The sequence below is a fragment of the Marinobacter sp. MBR-105 genome, from assembly GCF_053628895.1.
Genome location: NZ_JBRJHG010000008.1, coordinates 80223 through 106540, shown reverse-complemented (window position 1 = coordinate 106540; position 26318 = coordinate 80223). Strand labels below are relative to the sequence as shown.

The 26318-nt window shown below is 57.7% G+C and carries 21 protein-coding genes; 16 read left to right on the top strand and 5 right to left on the bottom strand.

Features of this window, described 5'->3' with window-relative positions; translation table 11 throughout:
• Positions 1 to 36: 36 nt before the first annotated feature.
• Positions 37 to 1452 (top strand): acetyl-CoA carboxylase biotin carboxylase subunit, encoded by a 1416-nt coding sequence (locus ACSSVV_RS11095; RefSeq protein WP_014422118.1) that lies wholly within the window; start codon positions 37 to 39, stop codon positions 1450 to 1452.
• An 18-nt stretch (positions 1453 to 1470) separates the two neighbouring features.
• Entirely contained in the window at positions 1471 to 3276 is a 1806-nt protein-coding gene (gene oadA / locus ACSSVV_RS11090; protein WP_454106238.1) for a sodium-extruding oxaloacetate decarboxylase subunit alpha, read from the top strand.
• Positions 3277 to 3335: 59 nt separating this feature from the next.
• Here the strand turns inward: oadA and rimO are convergent, their stop codons facing one another.
• Positions 3336 to 4676: a 30S ribosomal protein S12 methylthiotransferase RimO gene (gene rimO / locus ACSSVV_RS11085; protein WP_220150697.1), complete on the bottom strand. Its 1341-nt coding sequence runs from the start codon at positions 4674 to 4676 to the stop codon at positions 3336 to 3338.
• A 309-nt stretch (positions 4677 to 4985) separates the two neighbouring features.
• On the opposite strand from rimO, the gene ACSSVV_RS11080 reads away from it, so the two are divergent.
• From ACSSVV_RS11080 to ACSSVV_RS11065, 4 genes are all read left to right on the top strand, one after another.
• Positions 4986 to 5408: a PilZ domain-containing protein gene (locus tag ACSSVV_RS11080; protein ID WP_014422121.1), complete on the top strand. Its 423-nt coding sequence runs from the start codon at positions 4986 to 4988 to the stop codon at positions 5406 to 5408.
• Positions 5409 to 5576: 168 nt separating this feature from the next.
• Complete coding sequence (cysD, locus tag ACSSVV_RS11075; protein ID WP_014422122.1) at positions 5577 to 6491, top strand: sulfate adenylyltransferase subunit CysD; 915 nt, start codon at positions 5577 to 5579, stop codon at positions 6489 to 6491.
• Position 6492: 1 nt separating this feature from the next.
• A complete protein-coding gene (gene cysN / locus ACSSVV_RS11070) occupies positions 6493 to 8151 on the top strand; it encodes a sulfate adenylyltransferase subunit CysN (RefSeq protein WP_454106237.1) in 1659 nt (552 codons plus the stop codon).
• 124 nt (positions 8152 to 8275) lie between these two features.
• Positions 8276 to 9292: a nucleoid-associated protein gene (locus ACSSVV_RS11065; RefSeq protein WP_454106236.1), complete on the top strand. Its 1017-nt coding sequence runs from the start codon at positions 8276 to 8278 to the stop codon at positions 9290 to 9292.
• 7 nt (positions 9293 to 9299) lie between these two features.
• Here ACSSVV_RS11065 and trmH read toward each other — a convergent pair whose 3' ends face one another.
• Positions 9300 to 10034, bottom strand: coding sequence for a tRNA (guanosine(18)-2'-O)-methyltransferase TrmH (trmH, locus tag ACSSVV_RS11060; RefSeq protein WP_023009082.1), 735 nt, complete (start codon positions 10032 to 10034; stop codon positions 9300 to 9302).
• A gap of 342 nt (positions 10035 to 10376) precedes the next feature.
• On the opposite strand from trmH, the gene miaB reads away from it, so the two are divergent.
• The 5 genes from miaB (at position 10377) to lnt (ending at position 16085) form a co-directional block, all read left to right on the top strand.
• Positions 10377 to 11723: a tRNA (N6-isopentenyl adenosine(37)-C2)-methylthiotransferase MiaB gene (miaB, locus tag ACSSVV_RS11055; RefSeq protein WP_183576462.1), complete on the top strand. Its 1347-nt coding sequence runs from the start codon at positions 10377 to 10379 to the stop codon at positions 11721 to 11723.
• A gap of 529 nt (positions 11724 to 12252) precedes the next feature.
• Positions 12253 to 13239, top strand: coding sequence for a PhoH family protein (locus ACSSVV_RS11050; RefSeq protein ID WP_454106235.1), 987 nt, complete (start codon positions 12253 to 12255; stop codon positions 13237 to 13239).
• Complete coding sequence (gene ybeY, locus ACSSVV_RS11045; RefSeq protein ID WP_023009083.1) at positions 13236 to 13709, top strand: rRNA maturation RNase YbeY; 474 nt, start codon at positions 13236 to 13238, stop codon at positions 13707 to 13709. Before ACSSVV_RS11050 ends, ybeY begins: the two co-directional genes overlap by 4 nt.
• Entirely contained in the window at positions 13706 to 14551 is an 846-nt protein-coding gene (locus ACSSVV_RS11040; RefSeq protein WP_011786186.1) for an HlyC/CorC family transporter, read from the top strand. The genes ybeY and ACSSVV_RS11040 overlap by 4 nt, the downstream gene beginning before the upstream one ends.
• Positions 14541 to 16085, top strand: coding sequence for an apolipoprotein N-acyltransferase (lnt, locus tag ACSSVV_RS11035; protein ID WP_454106234.1), 1545 nt, complete (start codon positions 14541 to 14543; stop codon positions 16083 to 16085). The genes ACSSVV_RS11040 and lnt overlap by 11 nt, the downstream gene beginning before the upstream one ends.
• A gap of 49 nt (positions 16086 to 16134) precedes the next feature.
• On the opposite strand, the gene ACSSVV_RS11030 is transcribed toward lnt, so the two are convergent.
• Positions 16135 to 16683 (bottom strand): zinc ribbon-containing protein, encoded by a 549-nt coding sequence (locus ACSSVV_RS11030; RefSeq protein WP_023011118.1) that lies wholly within the window; start codon positions 16681 to 16683, stop codon positions 16135 to 16137.
• 152 nt (positions 16684 to 16835) lie between these two features.
• Here ACSSVV_RS11030 and leuS point away from each other — a divergent pair, with 152 nt between their 5' ends.
• From leuS to ACSSVV_RS11005, 5 genes are all read left to right on the top strand, one after another.
• Complete coding sequence (leuS, locus tag ACSSVV_RS11025; RefSeq protein WP_031210193.1) at positions 16836 to 19421, top strand: leucine--tRNA ligase; 2586 nt, start codon at positions 16836 to 16838, stop codon at positions 19419 to 19421.
• 1 nt (position 19422) lies between these two features.
• On the top strand, positions 19423 to 19998 hold the full coding sequence (locus ACSSVV_RS11020; protein ID WP_454106233.1) for an LPS-assembly lipoprotein LptE: 576 nt from the start codon (positions 19423 to 19425) through the stop codon (positions 19996 to 19998).
• On the top strand, positions 19995 to 21008 hold the full coding sequence (gene holA, locus ACSSVV_RS11015) for a DNA polymerase III subunit delta (protein WP_454106232.1): 1014 nt from the start codon (positions 19995 to 19997) through the stop codon (positions 21006 to 21008). Before ACSSVV_RS11020 ends, holA begins: the two co-directional genes overlap by 4 nt.
• Positions 21009 to 21111: 103 nt before the next feature.
• The gene (locus tag ACSSVV_RS11010) at positions 21112 to 21375 is read left to right on the top strand and encodes a hypothetical protein (protein WP_014422133.1); all 264 of its coding nucleotides are present in this window, start codon (positions 21112 to 21114) and stop codon (positions 21373 to 21375) included.
• Between the two features lie 189 nt (positions 21376 to 21564).
• A complete protein-coding gene (locus tag ACSSVV_RS11005; RefSeq protein WP_022991403.1) occupies positions 21565 to 22200 on the top strand; it encodes an endonuclease in 636 nt (211 codons plus the stop codon).
• A 201-nt stretch (positions 22201 to 22401) separates the two neighbouring features.
• On the opposite strand, the gene ACSSVV_RS11000 is transcribed toward ACSSVV_RS11005, so the two are convergent.
• Both ACSSVV_RS11000 and ACSSVV_RS10995 read right to left on the bottom strand, forming a co-directional pair.
• Positions 22402 to 24192 carry an acyl-CoA dehydrogenase C-terminal domain-containing protein gene (locus ACSSVV_RS11000; protein ID WP_022991404.1) on the bottom strand — a complete coding sequence of 597 codons (1791 nt, stop codon included), beginning with the start codon at positions 24190 to 24192 and terminating at the stop codon, positions 22402 to 22404.
• Positions 24193 to 24412: 220 nt separating this feature from the next.
• The gene (locus tag ACSSVV_RS10995; RefSeq protein WP_454106231.1) at positions 24413 to 26212 is read right to left on the bottom strand and encodes an acyl-CoA dehydrogenase C-terminal domain-containing protein; all 1800 of its coding nucleotides are present in this window, start codon (positions 26210 to 26212) and stop codon (positions 24413 to 24415) included.
• Between the last annotated feature and the right edge of the window lie 106 nt (positions 26213 to 26318).

The window sequence follows — 26318 nt, the reverse complement described above, 5'->3', positions numbered from 1 at the left end:
CACCTTCATTCGGGACGACGAAACGAGGAATCGCCCATGTTGAAGAAAGTACTGATCGCCAACCGAGGCGAAATTGCGGTGCGTATCGTGCGGGCCTGCGCCGAGGCCGGGATCCGGTCTGTGGCGATCTACACCGAGCCCGATCGCTACGGCTTGCACGTCAAGCGCGCTGATGAAGCCTACTCCCTGGGCGAGGATCCGATTGCCGGCTACCTGGATCCCGCCCGCATCGTCAATCTCGCCCTGGAGGTGGGCTGCGATGCCATTCATCCTGGTTATGGCTTCCTGTCGGAGAACGCCCGCTTCGCTCAGCTGTGCGAAGAAAAGGGTCTGACCTTTATTGGCCCGAAATCCGACGTTATTCACAAGATGGGTGACAAGACCCAGGCCCGCGACAGCATGCGGGCGGCCGGCGTGCCCATTACTCCCGGCTCCGAGGGCAATCTGGCCGATCTGGATGAGGCCCTGAAGCTGGCTAATGAGATTGGCTATCCGGTGATGCTGAAGGCCACCTCCGGCGGTGGCGGCCGGGGGATTCGCCGTTGCGATACACCGGAGGAGCTTAGAACCCAGTACCCACGGGTGATTTCGGAGGCCACCAAGGCTTTCGGCTCGGCCGAGGTGTTCATGGAAAAATGCATCGTCAATCCGCGCCATATCGAGGTGCAGATTCTAGCGGATAGCCGGGGCAACGCCATTCACCTGTATGAGCGCGATTGTTCCATTCAGCGTCGTAACCAGAAACTGATTGAGATCGCCCCCAGCCCGCAACTGACACCGGAACAGCGCCAGTACATCGGCAGCCTCGCCGTCAAGGCCGCAAAAGCCGTGGGCTACGAGAATGCCGGCACGGTGGAGTTTCTACTCTCGGGCAACGAGGTGTACTTCATGGAGATGAACACCCGGGTGCAGGTGGAGCACACCATCACCGAAGCCATTACCGGGGTGGATATTGTCCGGGAACAGTTGCGGGTCGCCGCGGGGGAATCCCTCAGCTACCGGCAGGAGGATATTTCGTACCGGGGCTATGCGCTGCAGTTCCGCATCAACGCCGAAGATCCCAAAAACGACTTCTTGCCCAGTTTCGGGCGCATTACCCACTACTACGCCCCCGGTGGCCCAGGTGTTAGAGTGGACACCGCCATCTACACGGGCTACGAGATTCCACCCTACTACGACTCCATGTGCCTGAAACTGGTGGTCTGGGCACTGACCTGGGATGAAGTTATCGCGCGCGGCAAGCGGGCTCTGGATGACATGCGCCTGCATGGCATCACCACAACCGCCAACTATTACCAGCAAATACTGGATCATCCGGATTTCCAGGCTGGCGTGTTTGACACCAGTTTCGTGCCCAGCCATCCGGAGCTGTTGAACTATTCCACCAAACGCCACCCCAGCGAAATTGCGCTGGCCATCGCAGCCACGATCGCGGCCCACGCCGGCTGGTAATCCACAGGAGGATTGAATATGAGCAACGCCAAAAAAATTGAAGTTACCGATCTTATCCTTCGTGATGCCCACCAGTCCCTGATTGCGACCCGCATGCGCACCGAAGACATGCTGCCGATCTGTGACAAGTTGGACCAGGTGGGTTACTGGTCCTTGGAGGTCTGGGGCGGCGCCACTTTCGACGCCTGCGTGCGCTTTCTGAAAGAGGACCCCTGGGAACGCCTGCGCCAGTTGCGCAAGGCGCTGCCCAACACCCGCCTGCAAATGCTGCTGCGGGGGCAGAACCTGTTGGGTTACCGTCACTACGCTGACGATGTGGTGGAAGCGTTCGTGCAAAAAGCCGCCGACAACGGCATTGATGTGTTCCGCATCTTTGATGCCCTGAACGATCTGCGCAATCTGGAAACCGCCATGAAAGCGGTGAAGAAGGCGGGCAAGCACGCTCAGGGTACCATTTGCTATACCACCAGCCCGGTGCATACACCCGAGCTTTTCGTGAAGCAGGCCCAGGAACTCAAGGCCATGGGCGCCGACTCCATTGCCATCAAGGACATGGCCGGGCTGCTAACTCCTTACGCCACCTACGAGTTGACCAAAGCCATTAAATCGTCCGTGGATCTGCCTCTGGTCATCCATAGCCACGCCACCGCCGGCCTGGCCGCCATGTGCCAACTGAAAGCGGTGGAAGCCGGCGCAGACCGTATCGACACCGCCATTTCCGCCTTTGCCAACGGCACCAGCCATCCTGCAACAGAATCCCAGGTGGCCGCCCTGAAGGGCACGGACTATGACACCGGGCTGGATCTGGAGCTGTTAAGCGAGATTGCCGACTACTTCCGGGAAGTGCGCAAGAAGTACCACCAGTTTGAAAGCGAATTTACCCGCGAGGACATTTCGGTACAGATCAATCAGGTGCCGGGCGGCATGATGTCCAACCTGGCCAACCAGCTCAAAGAGCAGAACGCCCTGGACCGCATACGCGAGGTCTTCGACGAGATTCCCCGTGTGCGCAAGGATCTGGGCTACCCGCCACTGGTCACCCCCACCTCCCAGATTGTGGGGACCCAGGCGGTCTATAACGTGCTGGCTGGTCAACGCTACAAGACCATCACCAACGAAGTGAAACGCTACCTTCAGGGAGGTTACGGCCAGCCACCTGCCGAGGTGAACGCCGAAATCCAGAAAAAGGCTATCGGCAACGAAACCGTCAATGACGGTCGCCCCGCCGACCTGCTTAGCCCGGAACTGAACAAGCTGCGAGAAGACATTGGCAGCCTGGCCACCAGCGAGGAAGACGTGCTGACTTACGCCATGTTTCCGGATCTTGGCCGGGAATATCTGCAACAACGGCAGGATGGCACACTGAAGCCCGAAGAGTTGCTACCGGCCGAGCAAAAGGGCCGGGACCGCCTGGGCACCGCCATCGCCACCGAGTTCCGCATTGACGTACACGGCGAAAGCTACGAAGTGGCCGTTACCGGTGTTGGCGGCTCAGGACCGGGCAAGCGCAAGCTCTATCTGTCTCTGGACGGCATGCCCCAGGAAGTGGTGTTTGAATCCCTGAACGAATACGAAGCCGGCGCCGGCAGCGGTCGGAAACAGGCCACCGATCCCGGCCACGTCACCACGACCATGCCGGGCAATGTGGTGGACGTGCTGGTTAAGGAAGGTGACACCGTAAAAGCTGGCCAGGCGGTACTGATTACCGAGGCCATGAAAATGGAAACCGAGGTACATACAAGTGTTGATGGCACGGTGAAAGGTGTGTATGTCGCCAAAGGCGATCGGGTCACGCCAGGCGAAGTGCTGATCGAAATCGCCTGACCCCAAACGCAAGCGGGGCAACCGATTGGCTGCCCCGCTTCGCCGACGCATTGATCAAGTCAAACCAGAACCGCCCAGAGATCATGCTCGTCGGCATGCTCAACCACGGCCTGAACGATCTGACCGGGAACCAGGTCGGTTTCGTCGTTCAGGTAGACCATCCCGTCAATCTCAGGCGCGTCGGCTTTTGATCTGCCAATCGCACCCTCCTCGTCCACTTCATCAATCAGCACATCAATGGTCTTGCCAATCTTTGCCTTAAGGCGGGCAGCCGAGATTTCTGCCTGTTTGGCCATAAAGCGAGCCAGGCGATCTTCCTTCACGTCCTCGGGGACCGCACCTTCGAGCTCGTTCGCCGGCGCCCCTTCCACCGCGCTATAAGTGAAGGCGCCGACTCGATCCAGCTGAGCCTCGTCCAGCCAGTCCAGCAGGTACTGGAAATCTTCCTCGGTTTCCCCCGGGAAACCCACGATGAAGGTGGAACGAATAGTCAGTTCCGGGCAGATTTCCCGCCACTTCCTGATGCGCTCCAGGGTCTTGCTGTCATGGGCCGGGCGCTTCATGGCTTTGAGTACTCCAGGACTGGCGTGCTGGAACGGGATGTCCAGGTACGGCAGGATCTTGCCTTCGGCCATCAGCGGAATGATGTCGTCCACATGGGGATAGGGATAGACATAGTGCAACCGAACCCACACGCCCATCTCACCCAGCGCTTCACACAACGCCTGCATTTTGGTCTTTACCGGGCGCCCCTGCCAGAAACCGGTGCGGTATTTGATGTCGACGCCGTAGGCGGAGGTGTCCTGGGAAATCACCAGAATCTCTTTCACCCCCGCATCCACCAACCGTTTGGCCTCGTCCATCACGTCGCCAATCGGGCGACTGACAAGGTCACCCCGCATTGAGGGAATGATGCAGAAGGTGCAACGGTGGTTACAGCCTTCCGAGATTTTCAGGTAGGCATAGTGGCGGGGCGTCAGCTTGACGCCCTGCGGCGGCACCAGGTCCACAAACGGGTCATGCTCTTTCCTGGGCGGCACATACTGGTGGACGGCGCCGACCACTTCTTCGTAGGCATGAGGACCGGACACTGCGAGCACGCCCGGATGGGTTTCACGGATCCGGTCGGCCTCAACCCCCATGCAACCGGTGACGATGACCTTGCCATTCTCACTGATTGCCTCACCAATGGCGTCCAGGGATTCCTGCTTGGCGGCATCTATAAAACCACAGGTGTTCACCACCACAATATCGGCGTCGTCGTAGGTGGGCACCACATCGTAGCCGTCCAGGCGCAACTGGGTCAGGATACGTTCAGAATCTACCAGCGCCTTCGGGCAACCAAGGCTGATAAAGCCTACTTTTCCGCTCTGGGGCGCGTTTTGCGTTTTCTCGGTCATAAAAGCCTGCAGGATGTCCGGAGCCATGCTCCCGATGAGTGTAGCGGGCAATTTTACCTCACGACCGGAAGAACTGCAGCAGTAGCACCACCTACTCCGCCACCACAAATCCGCTGACGCAGATCAACTTACCGACTAAAACTGTGACACCGTGTTCAGAATTTTGTAGTAAAAGTGCCACAATTACCGACAGGATTCTTGCTGTTCACTTTTTAAACAGCTAAACTTTCAATCGTTTATGCGTTTTTCTGGAAGGCGTTTATGGGAAAGGCAACTTCTTTTCAAACCACACATGCCAGAAGAGTGAACATGAAACCTCTTGCCGCCAAACCCAATCTGCGAAACCAGCAGCGGGTGGACGTTTCAACCGACATTACCATCGAAAAGCCGGATGGCTGCTGCCTTACCTGCCAGGTATCCAACCTGTCCCGCTCAGGCGTGATGCTCTCCTGTGATCAGGACACCGTCAAACAGCTGGTTCCGGGCCTGAAAACACCGGCCCCCGGCCACTGGATCGAAGTCAAAACCCGTTTTTCGGTGCCCGTCATTGCAAACCAGCCGGTCACGGTGCTTGCCGATGGGAACATCGTACACATGCGTCGCATTGCCCGAGACGAGTTCCAGATTGGTATCCAGTTCTGTGAATTCGAAGGTAACGGCTTTGACTATGTCGATCGTTACGTTGCCAAATTGCTTTCGGACGCACGTAATCCCTCCAGCGAAGCTCACTGAAGGAAGCCAGTGGCGACGTCGCTGGCGTTTACACCCGCCTCCAGACACCGGCGAAGGCTATATTATTAGAACCTGAAATTCTTACAGCACTCCTTCTTATACCCTAAGCTGCTCTGATATAGTTGTTCATCTAAATAACAGCCATTACTTCGCCCTCCATGGCAACGGATGAACATGACCACATATAACCTCACCCATCTCAAACAGCTGGAAGCCGAAAGCATCCACATCATTCGGGAAGTGGCCGCCGAGTTCGACAACCCGGTCATGCTCTACTCCATCGGTAAAGATTCTGCCGTGATGCTGCATCTTGCCCTGAAAGCCTTCTACCCGGGCAAGCCACCGTTCCCGTTGCTTCACGTGGATACCACCTGGAAGTTCCGGGACATGATCTCGTTCCGGGATAATGTAGCGGAGAAGTTCGGGCTAGACCTGATCGTGCACATCAATGAAGAAGGCGTGAAGCAAGGCGTCGGCCCCTTTACTCATGGCAGCGCCAAGCACACGGACATCATGAAAACCCAATCCCTGAAGCAGGCCCTGAACAAGTACAAGTTCGACGCCGCCTTCGGGGGCGCCCGCCGGGACGAAGAAAAATCACGCGCCAAGGAGCGGGTATATTCCTTCCGTGACGAACACCACCGCTGGGACCCGAAGAACCAGCGCCCGGAGCTCTGGAATATTTACAACGGCAAAGTCAACAAGGGCGAAAGCATCCGGGTCTTCCCGCTGTCCAACTGGACTGAGCTGGACATCTGGCAATACATCTACCTTGAAAACATTGACATCGTTCCCCTCTATTACGCAGCGGTGCGGCCCGTGGTAGAGCGCGATGGCACCCTGATCATGGTGGACGACGACCGCATGCCCCTGAAAGAAGGTGAAAAGCCGATGATGAAATCGGTACGCTTCCGCACCCTGGGCTGCTATCCGCTGACCGGCGCCATTGAATCCGAGGCCAACACCCTGCCCGACATCATTCAGGAAATGCTGCTGGCCACCAGCTCAGAGCGGCAAGGCCGGGTGATCGACCACGACTCAGCGGGCTCCATGGAACAGAAAAAGCGGGAAGGGTATTTCTAACATGTCACACCAGTCTGATCTGATCGCAGAAGATATTCAGGCTTACCTGAAGCAACACGAGAACAAGGAACTCCTGCGCCTGCTCACCTGCGGCAGCGTGGATGACGGCAAGAGCACGCTGATTGGCCGGCTGTTGCATGACACCAAGATGATCTATGAAGATCACATGGCCAGCCTGAAAACTGACAGCGCAAAAATGGGCACCACCGGCGAAAAACTGGACCTGGCACTGCTGGTGGATGGCCTTCAGGCCGAGCGGGAACAGGGCATCACCATTGATGTCGCCTACCGTTATTTCAGCACCGACAAGCGCAAGTTCATCATCGCGGACACCCCGGGCCATGAGCAGTACACCCGCAACATGGCCACCGGCGCATCCACTGCGCAACTGGCCATCCTGATGATTGATGCCCGCCACGGCGTACTCACCCAGACCCGCCGGCATTCCTACATTGCTTCGCTGCTGGGCATCCGGCACATCGTGGTCGCCGTGAACAAAATGGATCTAGTGGACTTCAGCGAAGAGCGCTTCAATGAAATCCGCGACGACTACCTGGCCTTCGCCTCACGACTGGGCCTCAAGGATATCCGATTTGTTCCCATCTCGGCGCTGGACGGAGACAACGTCGTCAACAAGAGCAAGAACACCCCCTGGTTTACCGGCCAGCCGCTGATGGAAATTCTGGAAACGGTGGAGGTGTCCCGTGACAAGAACCTGGAGCATTTCCGCTTCCCGGTGCAGTACGTGACCCGTCCGAACCTGAACTTCCGCGGCTTCTGCGGCACCATCGCCTCAGGCGTGATTCGCCCCGGCGATGAAGTGATGGCCCTGCCCTCACGCCGTACCACCAAAGTGAAGGAAGTCGTGACCTTCGACGGCAACCTGGACGAAGCCTACATCGACCAGGCGGTTACCCTGACCCTGGAAGACGAGATCGACATCAGCCGTGGCGACATGCTGGTGAAAGTGGAGGACGAACCGGAAGTCCACAACCGCTTCAATGCCAACATTGTCTGGATGACCGACGCACCGCTGGAAACCGGCCGGCTGTATGACATCAAGCTGGGCCCCACCTTTACTTCCGGTACCGTGAAGAAAATCCACCATCAGACCGATGTAAACACTCTGGATCAGCAAGCCAATCCCAGCCAACTGGCCCTGAACGAGATCGGCCTGTGCGAACTGACCCTGAACCAACCGGTCGCGTTTGACGCCTATCAGCGTAACCACGCCACCGGCAGCTTCATCGTCATTGACCGCCTGACCAACGTAACCATCGGGGCGGGCATGATCGCTGGCCTGGCCGATGGCCTGGAATCCCTGGACCCGGTCACCGCCGAGGAACGCGAACGACGCATGGCCCAGAAACCGGCCATCATCGCCTGTAACGGCAAACATGGCCCGGAACTGGCACTGGCCGTTGAGCGAGCTCTGTTCGATCAGGGCAAGACCGCCGTCGTGGTATCCGAAGAAAATGCGGGCGACGCAGACGAACGCCGTCGGGTAGCGCAGTTGCTGACCGCTCACGGGCTGGTAGCCATTGCCGTGAACCTGGGTTCGGACATTGCCAACGCCAGTGCCAACGCAGAGAACGAAGCTGACATTCCCGGCGCCGTCTCGACACTGGTCCAGGAACTGATTCGCAGCAAGCGAATCTGATTTCCATACCCGCCCATTGAGAACCCCGGCCCGAACGAAGACGTCGGGACCGGGGTTTCTTTCTCTGCCAACCGTGGCACAATCACGCTCCGCCAAGCCGACTGAATCTGACAGGAGCTGACCCATGGCCATCAAACACCTGCGCACCGCCTTCGCAAGCCAATACCAGCCGGGCCAACCTGCCCGCCTCGTAGCGGGCGAGGCCCTGCAGGAACCGGGCGGCGACTACGAAGCCCTGCACAAGCAGATGAAGCGCCTGTTCAACAGCAAACCCGGCAAGAAATACGGCCGCTTCTCAGACGACATCGGCGAATGCCCCTTCAGCGCTTGGCTCAAAGACTACCTGGAAGACAAACAGACCTTCGCGGCCATGACTGACCGTCTTTTCGGCCAGTGGCAGGAACTGCTGACCGGCAGCCAGGAAGAATTCGACGGCCACCTGATGATCGTACACGACGCCCTGGCCGATGCCGAAGTGGTGTACCTGTTTATCCTGGAAACCGACAGCGCCATGCGCTTCGACGGCAGCCAGAAACTGGACGCCACCGACGTACTCAGCCTGTCGCGCCTGAACCTGGCCGTGCGAATTGAACTGGACGACTGGCGCAACGCCAACGGCAGCGAAAACTACATGACCCTGATCCACGGCCGCGGCACCGGCGACCCCGGCGAACTGTTCATCCGCCTGTGCGCCTTCACCAACAGCGTGGACGTGGAAAAGGAAACCATGACCTTTCTGGACGCAGTGGAAGCCTTCGCCAAAAGCAGCGAACCGGAAAAAGCCGGCGAAGTGCGCGCCAAGGCCTACGAATTCTGCAAAGACCAGCACGCCCTGGGCGAGCCCGTGGAAATCGAAGCTCTGTCGAATTACCTGGACGAAAGCCAGCCCCAGCGCTTCAAGGAATTCGCCAGCCAGAACGCCGAACTACCGGAAACCGGCGTACTGCACCCGGACCACCGCAAGGTCAAAAAACTCGTGCGCATCGCTGGCTCCGGCGGAGGTATGAGCGTGTCTTTTTCGTCGGACCTGGTCAACCAGGCGGTGTACTACGACCGTGACAAAGACGCCCTCACCATCACCCGCCTGCCCAAAGCGCTGCGAGAACAACTGCAACGGTACCTGGAAGCCCGCGAGGACTGATCTAAACTCAGTTCTCTGCAACATTCTCCGGCTGATCGTCCCACCGGGGGCGATTGGCCCTGAGCTTCCTGACCTCCTGCATCCAGCCCACGCCATCGATCAACTCCCCGGTTTCATGATCAATAGGCGGATACGGCAGGTTGCGATCATCACAGTACCGCTTCACTGTTGGCTGGCACCAACAGAACAGCAGACGGTTGTACTCGTCATCGGGCATCCGTCGCTGATCAAACATACCTGCCAGCTTCCGCTGACGCTGGGCTTCGGAAAGGATAATCGAGCAGGCTGAAGACACATTCAGCGATTCCACCATTCCCATCATCGGAATCACAATATGCTCATCCGCCTGTTCAGCAGTGACCGGATTCACCCCATCCACCTCGTTACCCATGATAATCGTGCACGGCACGGTGTAATCCACCTCCCGAAAATCCACCGCCCGGTCTGACAATTGCGCCGCATAGAGCTTGTGACCCTGAGCTTTCAGCTCCGTTACCGCGTTATCCATGGTCGGATGGGTGTGAGTTGCTACCCAATGAAAGCTGCCGCCGGCTGTCTTACGAAATGCCCGAAAACCCTCCTTGGGCCAGACCACGTGCATATTAGCCAGACCGAAGGCATCGCAGGACCGAATAATGGCCGACAGGTTTCTGGGTTTGTGCACCTGATCCGTCAGCACCCGCAGGTCTGGTTGGCGAGTGTTGAGGACTTGCTTGATTCGGGCGAGGCGTTCGGGAGTCATAAGTAAATTGGCTAGCGATGATTTTCCGGCTCCCACAAACCAACAATCAAGCTTGTAGAATCCAGTACAGGTGTCTGGGAAGGGTTTTGGGGTGGGCTTTCCAAAAATTTCGAAGGCCATGGATGGCCTGAGAGAAGCGCACATGGATGTGCTCGTAGCGGTTTTTGGAAAGCCCACCCCAAAAGCCTTCATGCACATAAGCGGCGAATAATAGCACAGAGCCAAATGAGGAATACCGAGACAACGGTGGTTGAAGATTAAGCACCCCGTTATAATACGCAGTCCATTTTTGCCAGCGCCCCACTCCACCCCGGCGCCAACACACCAAACTACGTGAGACCCATGGCCAAGAAGCTGTACATCAAAACCCACGGCTGCCAAATGAACGAGTACGACTCTGCCCGCATGGCAGACCTGCTCAAAACCGGCGAAGCGGTCGAAGTCACCGACAACGCCGATGACGCCGACATCCTGCTGCTGAACACCTGCTCCATCCGCGAAAAAGCCCAGGAGAAAGTGTTTCACCAGCTTGGCCGCTGGAAAAGTCTCAAAACCAAAAAGCCCGACCTGATCATCGGCGTCGGCGGCTGCGTCGCCAGCCAGGAAGGCCAGGCCATCATCGACCGGGCGCCTTATGTAGATATGGTCTTCGGCCCCCAAACCCTGCATCGCCTGCCCGACATGATCACCGAAGTACGCACCAAGGGTAATGGCGTTGGCGTGGTCGATGTCAGCTTCCCGGAGATCGAAAAATTCGACAATTTGCCTGAGCCTGGCGCCGACGGCCCCTCTGCGTTTGTCTCCATCATGGAAGGCTGCAGCAAATACTGCACCTTCTGCGTGGTGCCCTACACCCGCGGCGAGGAAGTCAGCCGCCCGGTAGACGATGTCATCGCCGAAGTGGCTCATCTGGCTACCCAGGGAGTGCGGGAGGTGAATCTCCTTGGCCAGAACGTGAACGCTTACCGTGGCGAAACCCACGACGGCGACCAGATGGACCTGGCAGAACTGATCGAAGTCATCGCCACCATCGACGGCATTGACCGCATCCGCTACACCACCTCTCACCCGGTGGAATTCAGCGATGCGCTGATTGAAGTCTACGAGCGGGTTCCCGAACTGGTCAGCCACCTGCACCTGCCGGTACAGAGCGGCTCTGATCGCATCCTCGCAGCGATGAAGCGGGGCCACACGGCGCTGGAGTACAAATCCAAGCTGCGCCGCCTGCGCAAGATCCGCCCGGACATCAGCTTTTCTTCGGATTTCATCATCGGCTTCCCTGGTGAAACCGACAAGGATTTCGAGGACACCATGAAGCTGATCAACGACATCGGCTTCGACATGTCCTTCAGCTTCGTCTACAGCGCCCGCCCCGGCACGCCGGCGTCTGACTTGCCCGACGATACGCCGATGGAGGTGAAGAAGCAGCGGTTGAGCATTCTTCAGGATCGCCTGAATCAGAATGTAATGGATATCAGCCGCAAGATGGTGGGTTCTACTCAGCGTATTCTGGTGACTGGTTTGTCCAAGAAGGATCCTGGTGAGTATGCGGGGCGTACGGAGAACAACCGTATTGTGAATTTCCGCCACGAGAATCCTGAGGTGGTTGGTCATTTCATCGACGTAGAAATCGTCGAGGCCTATCCGAACTCTCTTCGTGGTGTGCCGGTTAGTTCCGAGTTGTTTTAGGCTTCGGCACCCATGTGCTCTTTGTGTGGCGTTGGGAGGCGGGCTGGATCAGCCTCCCAAAAACCGCTACGAGCACCCGCAAGCGGGTCCGGCCAGCAATCATAGATTGCTGTCGTTCGGCGGCGCATGAAGCTTCGCTTCATAAACGCTTGCCTCACCCATGTGCGCTTCTCTACGGCCATCCATGGCCTCCGACATTTTTGGGAGGCTGATCCAGCCCGCCTCCGCGTATCATGCAGTAGCATGCCAGTAATACCTGGACAGGCTTTCAAATTATTCCAGAGCGCAGAGAAAACCGACGCCGCTGAAATGTTCCTCCGCTTGTTTTTTCCTTTCGAGCCTGCACATAGTCAGTAAGGACGGTGCGTGGTTATGCTTCCACAGACTGTTGAGGGCCAGGGACGGCCCGAAACAAGCGCACAGGGATGTGCTCGTAGCGTGTCTGTGGAAGCATAACCACGCATCGGCCATACTCCACCCATAGAAATGCTGACTCCCAACCAGGGGAGTCCAACGAAACGGAGCAAGATTGAACACTCACGATACCAGACAATTTGACCTGCACCCGGTGGACCAGCGCCGCCTGGCGACCTTGTGCGGACAGTTTGATGAACACCTGAAAATGATCGAGCAGCGCCTGCAAGTGAAAGTTGGCCGGCGCGGGCATCACTTTCGGGTGGAAGGCAGCACTGAAAACGTAGCGGCGGCAACCGAGGTTATCCGGCATCTGTACCGGGAAACCGAGGCCAGTGATGACATACCGCCCGATACCGTGCACCTGTTCATCCGCGAAACCGGCCTGGAACGGCTGCCGGATGATGTGCCTTACGATGAAGGCCAGGTCACTGTTATCAAGACACCCAAGCTGACCGCCAAACCCCGTGGCCGGAATCAGCAGAAGTATGTGCACAACATTCGCACCCATGACATCAACTTCGGCATCGGGCCCGCGGGTACCGGTAAGACGTGGTTAGCCGTGGCTTGTGCTGTCGAGGCTCTGAAAGACGAGCAGGTGAAGCGGATTCTGCTGGTTCGACCGGCCGTGGAGGCCGGCGAGAAGCTGGGCTTTCTGCCGGGCGATCTGGCCCAGAAGGTGGACCCGTACCTGCGCCCGCTCTACGACGCTCTCTACGAAATGCTGGGATTCGATCAGGTAACCCGCCTGATCGAGAAAAGCGTAATCGAGATTGCCCCCCTGGCATTCATGCGCGGCCGTACCCTGAACAACTCGTTTATTATTCTGGACGAAAGCCAGAATACCACCCGGGAGCAGATGAAGATGTTCCTGACCCGGATAGGCTTTGGCTCTACCGCGGTCATTACCGGCGATACCACCCAGGTGGACCTGCCCCGCGGACAGAATTCCGGGCTGATTCATGCCGCCAGCGTGTTGAGCAAGGTCCCGGGTATTGGCTTTACCCGTTTCGACGCCAAGGATGTGGTGCGTCACCCCCTGGTTCAACGCATTGTTGAAGCCTACGATTCTTTCAACGACGGGAGTGCCACAAGCCAATGAGCAAGGTAACTGTGGACCTTCAGATGGCCTTTGACGGCACGGGCGTACCTACCGAGGCGTTGTTTGAAGCCTGGGCAGAGGCGGCGTGGCAGGATGAGAATCCAACCGAAGTTACCATCCGTATTGTCGATAACGACGAAAGCCGTGAGCTGAATCACCAGTACCGGGACAAGGACAAGCCTACCAATGTTTTGTCCTTCCCATTTGAAGCACCAGCGGGTATAACGGTGCCATTGGCCGGAGATCTCGTGATTTGCGCGCCAGTTGTTGAACAGGAAGCGCGGGAGCAGAGCAAAGACGCTGTCGCCCACTGGGCCCATATGGTGGTGCACGGTATGTTGCATCTCCAGGGCTACGATCATATTGAAGATAATGAAGCCGAGGTCATGGAAGCCCTCGAGATCCGGCTGCTGGCGCAGCTCGGATTTGCTAACCCTTACGAAGCAGAGGAAACGGAACCAGACTCATGAGCGACGATCAGTCGAGTCGCAGTCAGGGCAACAAGTCCTGGCTGGAGCGTATATCACAGGCCTTTTCCAGCGGGCCTGAGTCCGTCGAGGACGTGCTGGAAATCCTGCGGGATGCTGAATCCCAGAGCATTATTGATGCTGACTCCATGAGCATCATTGAAGGCGCCATGCAAGTGATCGACATGCGGGTGGACGAGATCATGATCCCCCGCTCCCAGATGATCACCGTAAAGGCCTCTCAGGAACCCAAAGAGTTCCTGCCCGAGATTATGTCTTCCGCCCATAGCCGCTTTCCGGTCATCGGCGAGAGCCAGGATGACGTCATCGGGGTATTGCTGGCGAAAGACCTGCTTCCTCTTGCCCTCAACAACGATCTGAACTGGAACCGCATCCGCGAAATCCTGCGGCCGCCCACCTTTGTTCCCGAAAGCAAGCGTTTGAACCAGCTGCTCAAGGAGTTCAAGGAAAATCGTAATCACATGGCGATTGTGGTGGATGAGTACGGCGGAACCGCTGGCCTTATCACCATCGAAGACGTGCTGGAACAGATCGTCGGTGAAATCGAAGACGAACATGACTTCGATGAGGAGACCCATATCAAGGCCCGGGGCGACGGGACCTTTGCGGTGAAGGCCGTGACGCCCATCGATGATTTCAACGAATTCTTCGAGACAGACATGGATGAAGAAGAGTTCGATACCATTGGCGGCCTGGTACTGAAAGAATTTGGACACCTGCCCAGACGGGGCGAAACGGTTGAATTCGGCGGCTTGCAGTTTACTATTGCCAACGCCGATAACCGAGTCATCCGTCTGTTGCAGGTAACCCGCAGTGAGTCATGATCCACAGCACCCGCCACTGAAACTCCCGTTCAGCACCCGAAAATGGCTGGGCGCCGCAATCCTTGTGATTGCCGGCGCTCTGCAAACACTGACCTTCTCGCCATTCTATCTGTGGTGGCTGGGGCCCTTGTCGGTGTTTCTGATCCTGCTGGTCACCGTACACCAGGCGCCGGACAAGCTGTTCCGCTCCGGCTGGCTGGCCGGGCTTGGTCTGTTCGCCTCCGGTGCCAGCTGGATTTACGTCAGCATCAGCGAGCACGGCAATACTTCGGCACCTCTGGCCATTGTACTCATGGTCCTGTTTATTGCCGGGCTGGCCCTGTTCCATGGGCTGGCCTTCTGGTTCTGGGGCAAACTCGCCAAAGACAGCGCACCACGCCGACTCTTGCTGTTCCCTGCCATCTGGGTACTGGGCGACTGGTTGCGTGGCTGGCTGCTGACTGGTTTTCCATGGCTGTATCTGGGCACCGCCCATACCGACGGCCCCCTGGCCGGGCTGGCGCCACTGACTGGCGTGCATGGCATTACCTTCTGGATCACCGTTACCGCAGTGGCTGCTTACGGCGCCTGGTGGCTGTTCAAACTTGACAGGAAGGTCACTGCTGGCGCCGTTCTGGTAGCAGCTCTGCTGCCCTGGCTGATCGCCCCGGCCATGAACAAAGCTGACTGGACCGAGCTCAGCGAAGAGCCCGTCAGCTTTGCGGCGATGCAGGGCAACATACCGCAACAGATCAAGTGGGATCCTGATTTCCTGCGCGATCAGATTGTGGCTTATCTGGGCATGACCGAAGCGCACTGGCAAACCGACCTGATCCTCTGGCCAGAAACAGCCATCCCCATTCCGCAAGACCAGGCTGGCAAGGTCATTGATCATATCCGGGAACAGTTAGGAGAAAACAGCACGCTGATCACCGGCATCCCCTGGTATGGCTACAGCGGCCAGATTGAAGACTACACCTTCCACAACAGCATTATGGCCATCGGCAATGGCGACGGCATGTACCACAAACAGAAGCTGGTGCCCTTTGGCGAATATGTGCCACTTCAAGGTCTGCTGCGGGGGCTGATCGGTTTCTTTGACCTGCCCATGAGTAGCTTCACGCCTGGGCCAGAGCAGCAAGCGCCGCTGGTCGCCAATGGCATGAAAATCACCCCTTACATCTGCTATGAAGTGGCCTACCCCGATTTCGTGGCGTTTAATGCCCGCAACACCGATCTGCTGCTGACGATCAGTAACGACGGCTGGTTCGGTGATTCCATCGGGCCGCTGCAACATCTGCAGCTTGCCCGCATGAGAGCCCTGGAGACCGGCCGCTACATGCTGCGGGGCACCAACAACGGCGTCACTGCAATCATCAATCACAAGGGCGAGATTACCGAGCGCATCCCACAGTTCGAGCGCGCGGTACTGACCGGTGAGGTATTTACGGCAACCGGGAGCACACCCTACATGCAAACAGGATCCTGGCCGGTGCTGACGCTGGCGATCATCCTGATTGTGTTCATCCGAGAACGGGTGATTCCGAAAAACTGAGCGCCTTGAGCCTGCTGCTCAAATGGCTTGCAGGCTCAAGGCGATGGCTTCAGCTTTCTTTCGGTGGCCAGCGGCTGGTTACCCGCTCAAAGTAATGGGAGCCGCAGGCCTCGCAGGGATGCAGGTGGCTGGTCTTGGTCAGACAAAGCATGTGGCTGCAGTTCATGCACCGGAACATACCCGCCGTGGCCACTTCACCGGAGATATAGTGACTGACGTCCTGATTCTCCAGCTTCTGCTTCAGTTCCAGAGTATCAACCAGGGTCTGATCGGCTACCGAGAGAAGCCGGTCTGCCAGGGTGTGTTCCAGCAACGCGATATCCAGTTGCAGCCATTCGCCCAGGCCTTCCCCGGTCTCCTCCACGAAATGCAACAGGTGCTCCAGATCCCGCTGAAGATACGCCCCGAGCAGATCCGCTTCTTCCCGGGTCATTTCCTCGACCTCGTATTCCACTTCTATCGCTTTCTGAACTTCTTCCTCCAGCGTCTGCAACGACGTTTCCTGTAGCACATGCAGGCGTGTCTGCACCCGCTCAAGCATCCGGTCGTAGACCTCAAGGGCTTTTCCGGAGAGGTGACTGCGTTCTGGCTCGCTCATTTGGGCTCCTTATTCTGCACCTTTCACCATACTCTCAGTCTGGCACAAACCCGCAGAATTGGCAGACTACCTGTTAAGCCGCGTGTGCGTTAGAATGTTCGGCCTTTTCTCGAACATCCTTTTCACACAGGGTACTTTTGGCAATGGCAGGAATGGACGAACAATACAACCCACGTGAAGTAGAACAGACCGCCCGCACTTTCTGGGAAACCAACGAGACCTTCAAGGTCAAGGAAGAGCCGGGCAAGCCCAAGTACTACTGCCTGTCCATGTTCCCCTACCCCAGCGGCAAGCTGCATATGGGCCACGTCCGCAACTACACCATCGGCGACGTGATTTCCCGCTACCAGCGTATGCAGGGCAAGAATGTAATGCAGCCTATGGGCTGGGACGCTTTCGGCCTGCCTGCCGAAAATGCCGCGATTGCCAACAAGTCTGCACCGGCCAAGTGGACTCGCTCCAACATTGATTACATGAAGAACCAGCTCAAGCAGCTGGGGTTTGGCTACGACTGGAGCCGCGAACTGGCCACCTGCGACCCGGAATACTACCGCTGGGAACAGTGGTTCTTCGCCCGCCTCTACGAGAAAGGCCTGGTGTACAAGAAGATGTCCACCGTGAACTGGGACCCGGTTGACCAGACCGTACTGGCCAACGAACAGGTGGTTGACGGTCGGGGCTGGCGCTCCGGTGCCCTGGTCGAGCAGAAAAAGATTCCGCAGTGGTTCATCCGCATTACCGACTACGCGGAAGAACTGCTGAACGATCTGGAAGACATGGAGGGCTGGCCCGAGCAGGTCAAGACCATGCAGCGCAACTGGATCGGCAAATCGGTAGGGACCGAGCTGACCTTCCCGCTGAAAGAGCAGGAAGGTGGTCTGACGGTTTACACCACCCGCCCGGACACGCTGATGGGCGTCAGCTACATGGCAGTCGCCGCTGAGCACCCTCTGGCCAAGGCGGCGGCCGAGCGCCACCGCGATGTGGCCGAGTTTGTCGACCAGTGCCGTAACAGCAAGGTGGCCGAAGCCGAGCTGGCGACCATGGAAAAGAAAGGTATAGATACCGGCTTCAAGGCCATTCACCCGCTGACCCAGGAAGAAATCCCGGTCTGGGTCGCCAACTTTGTACTCACGGACTACGGCACCGGAGCCCTGATGGCGGTTCCTGGCCATGATGAGCGGGATCACGAGTTTGCCGTCAAGTACAAGCTGCCCATCAAACAGGTGATTGCACCGAACGACAGCCGCGATATCGATATCCAGGAGCAGGCCTTCACCGAGAAAGGCGTTCTGGTGTCCTCCGGCAAATACAGCGGCCTGACCAGCGAAGAGGCGTTTGAGGAAATCGCGGATTACCTTGAAGCCCAGGGCATTGGCAAACGTACCGTGAACTACCGTCTGCGTGACTGGGGTGTGTCCCGGCAGCGCTACTGGGGTGCGCCCATCCCGATGATGACGCTGGAGGACGGCACCGAGATGCCGGTGCCGGATGACCAGCTACCGGTTCGTCTGCCCGAAGACGTTGAAATGGACGGCGTCCAGTCGCCGATCAAGGCCGACCCGGAGTGGTGCAAGACCGAATACAACGGCCAGCCAGCCACCCTGGAAACCGATACCTTCGATACCTTCATGGAGTCCTCCTGGTATTACGCCCGTTTCTGCAGCCCGAACTACGACAAGGGCATGCTGGACCCGGCTGCCGCCAATTACTGGCTGCCAGTCGACCAGTACATCGGCGGCATCGAGCACGCGATTCTGCACCTGCTGTATGCCCGGTTCTTCCACAAGCTGCTGCGCGACGTTGGTCTGGTGAACAGTTCCGAGCCATTCAAGCGCCTGCTAACCCAGGGCATGGTTCTGGCCGAGACCTACTACCGCAATGAAGCAAATGGCGGGAAAACCTGGTACAACCCGGCCGATGTGACGGTTGAGCGCGATGGCAAGGGCCAGGTAGTGCGAGCGGTGCTGAAATCGGACGGCGAGCCTGTGGAAATCGGTGGCGTTACCAAAATGTCCAAATCCAAGAACAACGGCATCGATCCCCAGGCCATCATCGATCAGCACGGTGCCGACACTGTGCGGTTGTTCATGATGTTTGCGGCACCACCTGAGCAGTCGCTGGAGTGGTCCGACAGCGGCGTTGAGGGCGCCCATCGCTTCCTCAAACGACTGTGGCGGATGGTCAATGAGCATACCGCCGGTGGCGAAGCTCCGGCGGTTGATCCTGCCAGCCTCAATGGTGCTCAGAAAGACCTGCGCCGCAAGACCCACGAAACCATCGCCAAAGTCAGCGATGACATCAGCCGCCGCCTGACCTTCAATACCGCCATCGCGGCTGTCATGGAACTGCTCAACGAAGTGGGCAGGCTCAGCGATGACGAGCCGCAAACCCGCGCGGTGCGTCAGGAAGCCCTGGATACCGCCGTGCTGGTGCTTTCCCCCATTGTGCCGCACATCTGTCACAACCTGTGGCAGGCCCTCGGCCACTCCGACACGGTGGTCGACGCCTCCTGGCCGGTTGCCGACGAAAGCGCCATGGTTCGTAGCGAAATCGAGGTGGTTCTGCAGGTGAACGGCAAGGTCCGGGCCAAGGAGAACGTACCGGCGGATATTGGCAAGACAGATCTGGAGAAGCTTGCCCTGGAGAACGAAAACGTCATGCGTTTCACCGACGGCAAGACCGTACGAAAAGTGATCGTTGTGCCAGGTAAACTCGTGAACGTGGTGGCTAACTAAGATGCCCTGCCCTGTCCCTGAACTGAAAAAGCTGGGCCTTCTGGCACTGCTTGCCTCGCTGCCCACCCTGACCGGCTGTGGCTTTCAGTTACGGGGCAGCTCCCCGGTTCCGGCTGCCCTGCAACCCCTGGCTATTGACTGCCCGTCCTCCCTGCCCGGACAGTTCTGCCAGTCTCTGCGTGAGCAGCTGGAGCTCGGTGGCATCGAGCTGCGGAATCCGGGCCAGGCAGACTACCTGCTGCGCCTGTCGGACTACCGCCAGGACCGCCGGGCTTCAGCCATTACCGCACAGGCAGCGGCGGCTGAGTACATTCTGCGCCACACGGTCGCCATGGAGCTGGTGACCAAAGACCAGATCCCGCTGATTGCCACCACCGACCTGAACGCCAGTGAAACCTACCGCTACGACGAGACCAATGTACTCGCCAAACAGCGCGAGGAAGACGAATTGCGGCAACAATTGGGCGGTCGCCTTGCCCAACAAGTTATCTTCCGGCTGGCGCCTATGTCCCGACAACGAATTGATGCCCTGGTTCAGGAACACACCGCCGATGGTGAGGAGCCTGAATCACCATGAAAACCCAGCCCGGCCAACTCCCGCAACTTCTGAAGAAAGGCCTGGCTTCGGTTTACCTGATCTCCGGCGATGAACCCCTGCTGGTTCAGGAATGCTGTGACCAGATCCGCGCCGCCGCCCGTGAAGCTGGCTATCTGGACCGGCTCACGTTTCACGCAGACAATCAGTTCGACTGGAATACGGTTGCTGACGAATGCAACGCCCTGTCCCTGTTCGCTGAAAAACGTCGCATTGAGATTCATCTGCCCACCGGCAAACTTGGCGATGGCCGCCGGGTTCTGGAGCAGGTACTGCAATCCCCGCCGGAAGACGTCATTCTATTGCTGATCAGCGCCAGACTGGATGCCGCCGAAACCAAGCGCAAATGGTACAAGGAACTTCAGGGCCATGGCGTGCACGTTCCGCTCTGGCCGGTCGAGGGAGACAAGTTTCCCGGATGGTTGCAGCAACGGGCCACCGCAAAAGGCCTCAGCCTGACCCGTGGAGCACTCGGTATTCTTGCAGAGCGCCTGGAAGGCAATCTGCTGGCCGCCAGCCAGGAGCTGGACCGTCTGACGCTGCTCACCAACGGCAAAACCATCGATGAAGAGACGGTGGAACAGGCCGTACAGGATAGTGCCAGGTTCAACGGCTTTGAACTGGTCACGGAACTGCTATCCGGCAAGGCGGTTCATGCCTGCCGCATGATCGGGGTGCTGGAGCAGGAGGGCGAAAATCCTCTTGGACTACTCACTGTGCTCGCTCGTGACCTTCATCTTATTGTTGAGCTTAAAACCGCCTTGCCCGGTGGAGAAAACCCCGCGGGCTTTCTTAAAAAGCGCGGCGTTTTCCAGCCAAAGCGTTCGTCCGCCGTCCAGCAAGCGGCTCGAAGACTTTCACTGGCCCAGTTACACCAGGCAATCAACCTTTGTAGTCTGATTGATCGGGCCGCCAAAGGTTTCGATGATCTTTCCCCCTGGCATCACCTGCGGGATCTCTCCCTTATTCTGGCCGGCAAGCGGGCCAGCTGATCTGAATCAAAGCGGGATAACACCGGCCCGCTCAGGGACTTGACACTTTTTCACGTTCGGGCGCATTGTAGAACTCCCAACTCATCAGGGAAGGAGAAATACCATGAGTCTGCAAGACGATTTCAACAAGCTGTCCGACAAGATCAAGCAATATCGTGACGAGGCGCGCGTTCAGTTGCACCTTGCAAGGGAAGATGTAAAAGACGAATGGGACGATCTGGAGCAGGACTGGGATCGGTTCCGGTCAAAGCTGGATCAGATTTTCCATGATGCCGAGAATGCCAGCAATGAGGCGAGGGAAACTGCTCGCAAGCTGGGTGAGGATCTGAAAACCGGATACCAGAACATCCGTAACAAACTGAAATAAAGCGTTAACTGGTTAACAAATAAACACATCTCTCCGTAAACAGGGGCTTTTGTCTCACTGCCTCTGTGCCATACTTCACAGTAAAGACTGAACAGTTCGTCATAATTTCGTCGAACTGTTCATTTTGCCACCAACCAGTCGTCTGGCTGGCCACGGCGTATGACACGTGCTGTGAGGTATAACGGTCATATGAAAAAAATAATCGCACTCTCCGTCACCCTGACTTTCTCACTTACCGCCGGCATGGTCGTGGGCCAGAATACCCGTTTCAGTGACCCGCAAACGGTCATTGATAATGAATTCTGGAGCAACCTGTATGCCGACGGCGGCTCGTCGTTCTTCTGTGATACTCCCTTCACTGGTAAGGGCTTTGTCATGACCGATGGCTACGTTTATCCACTTGCCGACATTCGCACTGCCCTGGACTGCGGAACAACCTCCCAGTGCCGCCAGGACAATCGCTATCGGCAAATTACGTCTGATCTTCACAACATGGTACCGGTACGAACCCGGGTTGAAATGCGGCGGCGTAACGCCCGGTATGAGAATCTTGGCGAGACCACGGGCGCCGATGATTGCGGGATTCGTGAAAGCGCCCAGTTCTTTGAACCGCCAGAGCGGGTTAAAGGTGACGTTGCCCGCACCATGGCCTATATGGTGGATACTTATGGCCTGCCCTGGCTGGGGGCCACGCCGGTGTTCAAAGGCTGGAGCAAACTGGATCCCCCGGATGACCGGGAGTTGAGCCGGCATAAGCGGATTGCCGAAATTCAGGGCAATGAGAATCCGTTTGTGGTGAATCCGGGGCTGATAGAACGTCTATAGATTGACGCAAGCCAGGAGGTGGGGTAGAGCTTTCCGAAACACGCTGTGAATACTTCCATGTACGCTCTGTTCCGCCATCCCTGGCTCCACAAGGTTTCGGAAAGCTCTACCCCACCTCCTGGCCCAAACCTGAGTAAATAGCATCCATAAAAAAGCAGGCCATCAAGGCCTGCTTTTTTCATTTCTGCTTCAGAAATCAGATCAGATTTCGTTAGCAGCCGGCGCCATCATGGCGTCGCTGCCACTGCGAATGCCTTCGGCCAGAGACACGGTCTTTGGCAACAGGCGGTCGAAGTAGAAGCGAGCAGTCTTGACCTTGCCGGTATAGAAGCCAGAGGTATCGCTCTCGGCTTTCGGAGCAGCAGCTTTGACCACTTTGGCCCACATATACGCCAGAGCGGTGTAGCCGAACATGTCGAGATAATCGACAGCAGCGGCACCAATGGCTTCCGGGTTGTTAGCCGCCTGGTTCACCACGTGTTCGGTGACGTCTGACAGGCGCTCCAGGGAGGCCGCCAGCGGCTCAAGGTAGGGGCGCAAAGCTTCGTCGCTGCTGTTGGCTTCGATGAAGGCGGCAACGTCCTGGGCGAACAGTTCGTACAGTTTGCCCTGGCTGCCCACCACTTTACGACCCATCAGGTCCATGGCCTGGATGCCATTGGTACCCTCATAGATCTGGGTGATGCGGCAGTCACGTACCAGCTGCTCCTGGCCCCACTCGCGGATGAAACCGTGGCCACCAAAGACCTGCTGGCCGATGATGGTGGTGTCCAGACCACGATCGGTCAGGAAGGCCTTGGCGACCGGCGTCAGCAGGGCAACCATGCCTTCGGCATGCTTGCGCTGTTCGTCGTTGTCGGAGTACTTGGAGATATCCAGCCACTGGGCGACGTAGGTAGAGAAGGCACGACCACCCTCTACGTAGCTCTTCATGGTCATCAGCATGCGGCGCACGTCCGGGTGCACCAGAATCGGGTCAGCGGCCTTTTCAGGCTGCTGGGCACCGGTAGGCGCGCGGCTCTGGATACGCTCGTTGGCGTATTCGCGGGCGCTCTGCAGGGACGCTTCGGCGGCACCAATGCCCTGGATGCCCACACCCAGGCGCTCATAGTTCATCATGGTGAACATGGCGGCCAGGCCTTTGTTTTCTTCACCAACCAGCCAGCCTTTGGCACCATCAAAGTTCATCACGCAGGTGGCGGAGCCTTTGATACCCATCTTCTTCTCGATGGAACCACAGCTGAACTGGTTACGCTCGCCCAGGGAACCGTCGTCGTTCACCATGAACTTGGGCACCAGGAACAGGGAAATACCCTTCGGGCCTTTCGGCGCGTCCGGCAGTTTGGCCAGCACCAGGTGGATAATATTCTCCGCCATGTCATGCTCGCCCCAAGTGATGAAAATCTTGGTGCCGGTGATGTTGAAGGAGCCGTCGTCGTTCGGTTCAGCTTTGGTCCGGATAATACCCAGATCGGTTCCGGCGTGAGGCTCAGTCAGGTCCATTGCACCAGACCAGACGCCGGAGTACATGTTCGGCAGGTACTTTTCTTTCAGCTCCTGGCTGCCGTGGGCGTCCAGGGCCAGGCAGGCGCCGGCGGTCAGCATCGGAGCCAGACCAAAGGCCATGTTGGCGCCCTGCATCATTTCTTCAAACTGGGCCACCAGCGTCTTGGGCATACCCATACCACCGAAGTCCGGGTTACCACCCAGACCATTCCAGCCACCTTCCACGATGGTCTGGTAGGCTTCTTTGAACCCTTCCGGCGTGGAAACTTCGCCTTCGTTCCACTTACAGCCCTGTTCGTCGGCTTCGCGGTTCAGGGGCGCCAGCACGCCGCTGGTGATCTTGCCCGCTTCTTCAAGGATGGCGTCAGCGGTGTCGGGATCTACGTTTTCTGCAATCTTTGGCAGTGACGCCCACAGGGAGGGTGCGTCAAACACTTCGTTCAGAACGAAACGCATGTCACGAAGGGGTGCCTGATAATCAGCCATGTAAAACTCTCCAGAAATTCAGTCAGTCACTTGGGGGGCGGTGTTGATGCCTCTTCTGTTGGAGGTCGGAGCCCACCCGCTCGGCTATGTGTCCGAAACAAGGTTGTTGTTCTATGGCGCGCTATTCTACCTCAAAACACGCCGGCAACTCATGAAAAAAGCCCGCCTCCTGCGGGAGAACGGGCTTTCTCTGTGCCATCAACCAGATAGCAACCCCGCCTTAGATGGCGAAGGCTTCTTCCGGCATGTCCAGCAGGCTGTCTGCACCGGCCAGCATGGTTTCTGCGTGAGTCCGGGTGCGCGGCAGCAGACGCTTGAAGTAGAAGCGTGCAGACTGAACCTTGGCGTTGTAGAACATCTCCTCAGAGGTGCCTTCGGCCATCTTGTCCAGTGCTACCTTGGCCATGCGGGCCCACAGGTAAGCGAAGACCGCATAACCGGAGTACATCAGGTAGTCCACAGCAGCAGCACCGACTTCCTCGCGGTTCTTCATGGCGGTCATACCAACCTTCATGGTCAGATCGCCCCACTCCTTGTTGATCGCAGCCAGCGGCTCGATGAATTCTTTCAGCTGCTCGTTGTCTGCGTTCTCTTTGCAGAAGACGTGAACCTGCTTGGTGAACACTTTCAGAGCTTCACCCTGGGTCATCAGAACCTTACGGCCCAGCAGATCCAGCGCCTGGATACCGGTGGTACCCTCGTAGATCATGCCGATGCGGGAATCACGAACGTTCTGCTCCATGCCCCACTCGGTGATGAAGCCGTGACCACCGAATACCTGCATACCCAGGTTGGCAGACTCGTAACCGATCTCGGTCAGGAATGCCTTGGCGATCGGGGTCAGGAAGCCCAGCAGCGCGTCAGCGTGCTTGCGCTCTTCCTCAGTCTTGCCAGAGTGAACCACGTCCACTTGCTGGCCAGCCAGGTAGATCAGAGCACGGGCGCCTTCGGCCACAACTTTCTGAGTCAGCAGCATGCGGCGTACGTCCGGGTGCACGATGATCGGGTCAGCGATGCCGTCCGGATTCTTCGGACCGCTCAGGGAACGCATAGCCAGACGCTCCTTGGCGTAGGCCAGGGAACCCTGGAAGCCCAGCTCGGCAGAACCCAGGCCCTGGATAGCAGTACCGATACGGGCAGTGTTCATGAACGTGAACATGCAGTTCAGGCCTTTGTTCTCCGGCCCGATCAGCCAGCCCTTGGCACCGTCGAAGTTCATCACACAGGTCGCGTTACCGTGAATACCCATCTTGTGCTCCAGGGAGCCACAGGAAACCGCGTTGCGCTCACCGGCAGAACCGTCTTCGTTCGGCAAATGCTTGGGCACGATAAACAGGGAGATACCCTTGGTGCCTTCCGGAGCACCCGGCAGACGAGCCAGTACGATGTGAACGATGTTCTCAGCCATGTCGTGCTCGCCGGCAGAGATGAAGATCTTGGTACCGGTGATGCTGTAGCTGCCATCAGCGTTCGGCTCGGCCTTGGTGCGCAGGGTGCCCAGGTCAGAACCACAATGCGGCTCAGTCAGACACATGGTACCGGTCCACTCACCGCTGATCAGCTTGGTCAGGTAGGTCTGCTTCTGCTCTTCAGTGCCGTGGGCTTCGATCGTGTTGGTGGCACCGTGGCTCAGGCCCGGGTACATACCCCAGGACCAGTTAGAGGTGCCAACCATTTCGCTGATAACCAGGCCAATGGAATGCGGCAGGCCCTGGCCACCGTAGTTGGGATCGGCAGTCATGGACGGCCAGCCACCTTCAACGTACTGCTGGTACGCTTCTTTGAAGCCGGTCGGGGTTTTCACGCCGTCTTCGCTCCAGGTACAGCCCTCCTGGTCACCCACCTGGTTCAGCGGAGACAGTACCTGCTCACAGAATTTCGCACCTTCCTGGATAATGGCATCAACCATATCCGGAGTTGCATCTTCGGCACCTTCCAGATTGGCGTAGTGCTGCTCGCTGTTCAGCAGCTCGTTCATTACGAATTTAATGTCACGCAGGGGCGCTTTGTATTCAGGCATGGAATCCACCTCGGTTCTGGGTCTCAGCTGAAACGGGTTTACAGCTTATGGCCTCGGGTTTGCTCAGACACCATGATGCACCGCATCACGGCCTTAATTAAACACT

What these genes read in the sequence shown, in the direction of transcription:
- leuS (WP_031210193.1), top strand. Translation starts at nt 16,836, where the DNA reads ATGGACGAACAATACAACCCACGTGAAGTAGAACAGACCGCCCGCACT.
- oadA (WP_454106238.1), top strand. Translation starts at nt 1,471, where the DNA reads ATGAGCAACGCCAAAAAAATTGAAGTTACCGATCTTATCCTTCGTGAT.
- ACSSVV_RS11020 (WP_454106233.1), top strand. Translation starts at nt 19,423, where the DNA reads ATGCCCTGCCCTGTCCCTGAACTGAAAAAGCTGGGCCTTCTGGCACTG.
- holA (WP_454106232.1), top strand. Translation starts at nt 19,995, where the DNA reads ATGAAAACCCAGCCCGGCCAACTCCCGCAACTTCTGAAGAAAGGCCTG.
- ybeY (WP_023009083.1), top strand. Translation starts at nt 13,236, where the DNA reads ATGAGCAAGGTAACTGTGGACCTTCAGATGGCCTTTGACGGCACGGGC.
- ACSSVV_RS11030 (WP_023011118.1), bottom strand. Translation starts at nt 16,683, where the DNA reads ATGAGCGAGCCAGAACGCAGTCACCTCTCCGGAAAAGCCCTTGAGGTC.
- ACSSVV_RS10995 (WP_454106231.1), bottom strand. Translation starts at nt 26,212, where the DNA reads ATGCCTGAATACAAAGCGCCCCTGCGTGACATTAAATTCGTAATGAAC.
- miaB (WP_183576462.1), top strand. Translation starts at nt 10,377, where the DNA reads ATGGCCAAGAAGCTGTACATCAAAACCCACGGCTGCCAAATGAACGAG.
- ACSSVV_RS11040 (WP_011786186.1), top strand. Translation starts at nt 13,706, where the DNA reads ATGAGCGACGATCAGTCGAGTCGCAGTCAGGGCAACAAGTCCTGGCTG.
- rimO (WP_220150697.1), bottom strand. Translation starts at nt 4,676, where the DNA reads ATGACCGAGAAAACGCAAAACGCGCCCCAGAGCGGAAAAGTAGGCTTT.
- cysN (WP_454106237.1), top strand. Translation starts at nt 6,493, where the DNA reads ATGTCACACCAGTCTGATCTGATCGCAGAAGATATTCAGGCTTACCTG.
- ACSSVV_RS11065 (WP_454106236.1), top strand. Translation starts at nt 8,276, where the DNA reads ATGGCCATCAAACACCTGCGCACCGCCTTCGCAAGCCAATACCAGCCG.
- ACSSVV_RS11000 (WP_022991404.1), bottom strand. Translation starts at nt 24,192, where the DNA reads ATGGCTGATTATCAGGCACCCCTTCGTGACATGCGTTTCGTTCTGAAC.
- ACSSVV_RS11080 (WP_014422121.1), top strand. Translation starts at nt 4,986, where the DNA reads ATGAAACCTCTTGCCGCCAAACCCAATCTGCGAAACCAGCAGCGGGTG.
- trmH (WP_023009082.1), bottom strand. Translation starts at nt 10,034, where the DNA reads ATGACTCCCGAACGCCTCGCCCGAATCAAGCAAGTCCTCAACACTCGC.
- ACSSVV_RS11095 (WP_014422118.1), top strand. Translation starts at nt 37, where the DNA reads ATGTTGAAGAAAGTACTGATCGCCAACCGAGGCGAAATTGCGGTGCGT.
- ACSSVV_RS11005 (WP_022991403.1), top strand. Translation starts at nt 21,565, where the DNA reads ATGAAAAAAATAATCGCACTCTCCGTCACCCTGACTTTCTCACTTACC.
- ACSSVV_RS11010 (WP_014422133.1), top strand. Translation starts at nt 21,112, where the DNA reads ATGAGTCTGCAAGACGATTTCAACAAGCTGTCCGACAAGATCAAGCAA.
- cysD (WP_014422122.1), top strand. Translation starts at nt 5,577, where the DNA reads ATGAACATGACCACATATAACCTCACCCATCTCAAACAGCTGGAAGCC.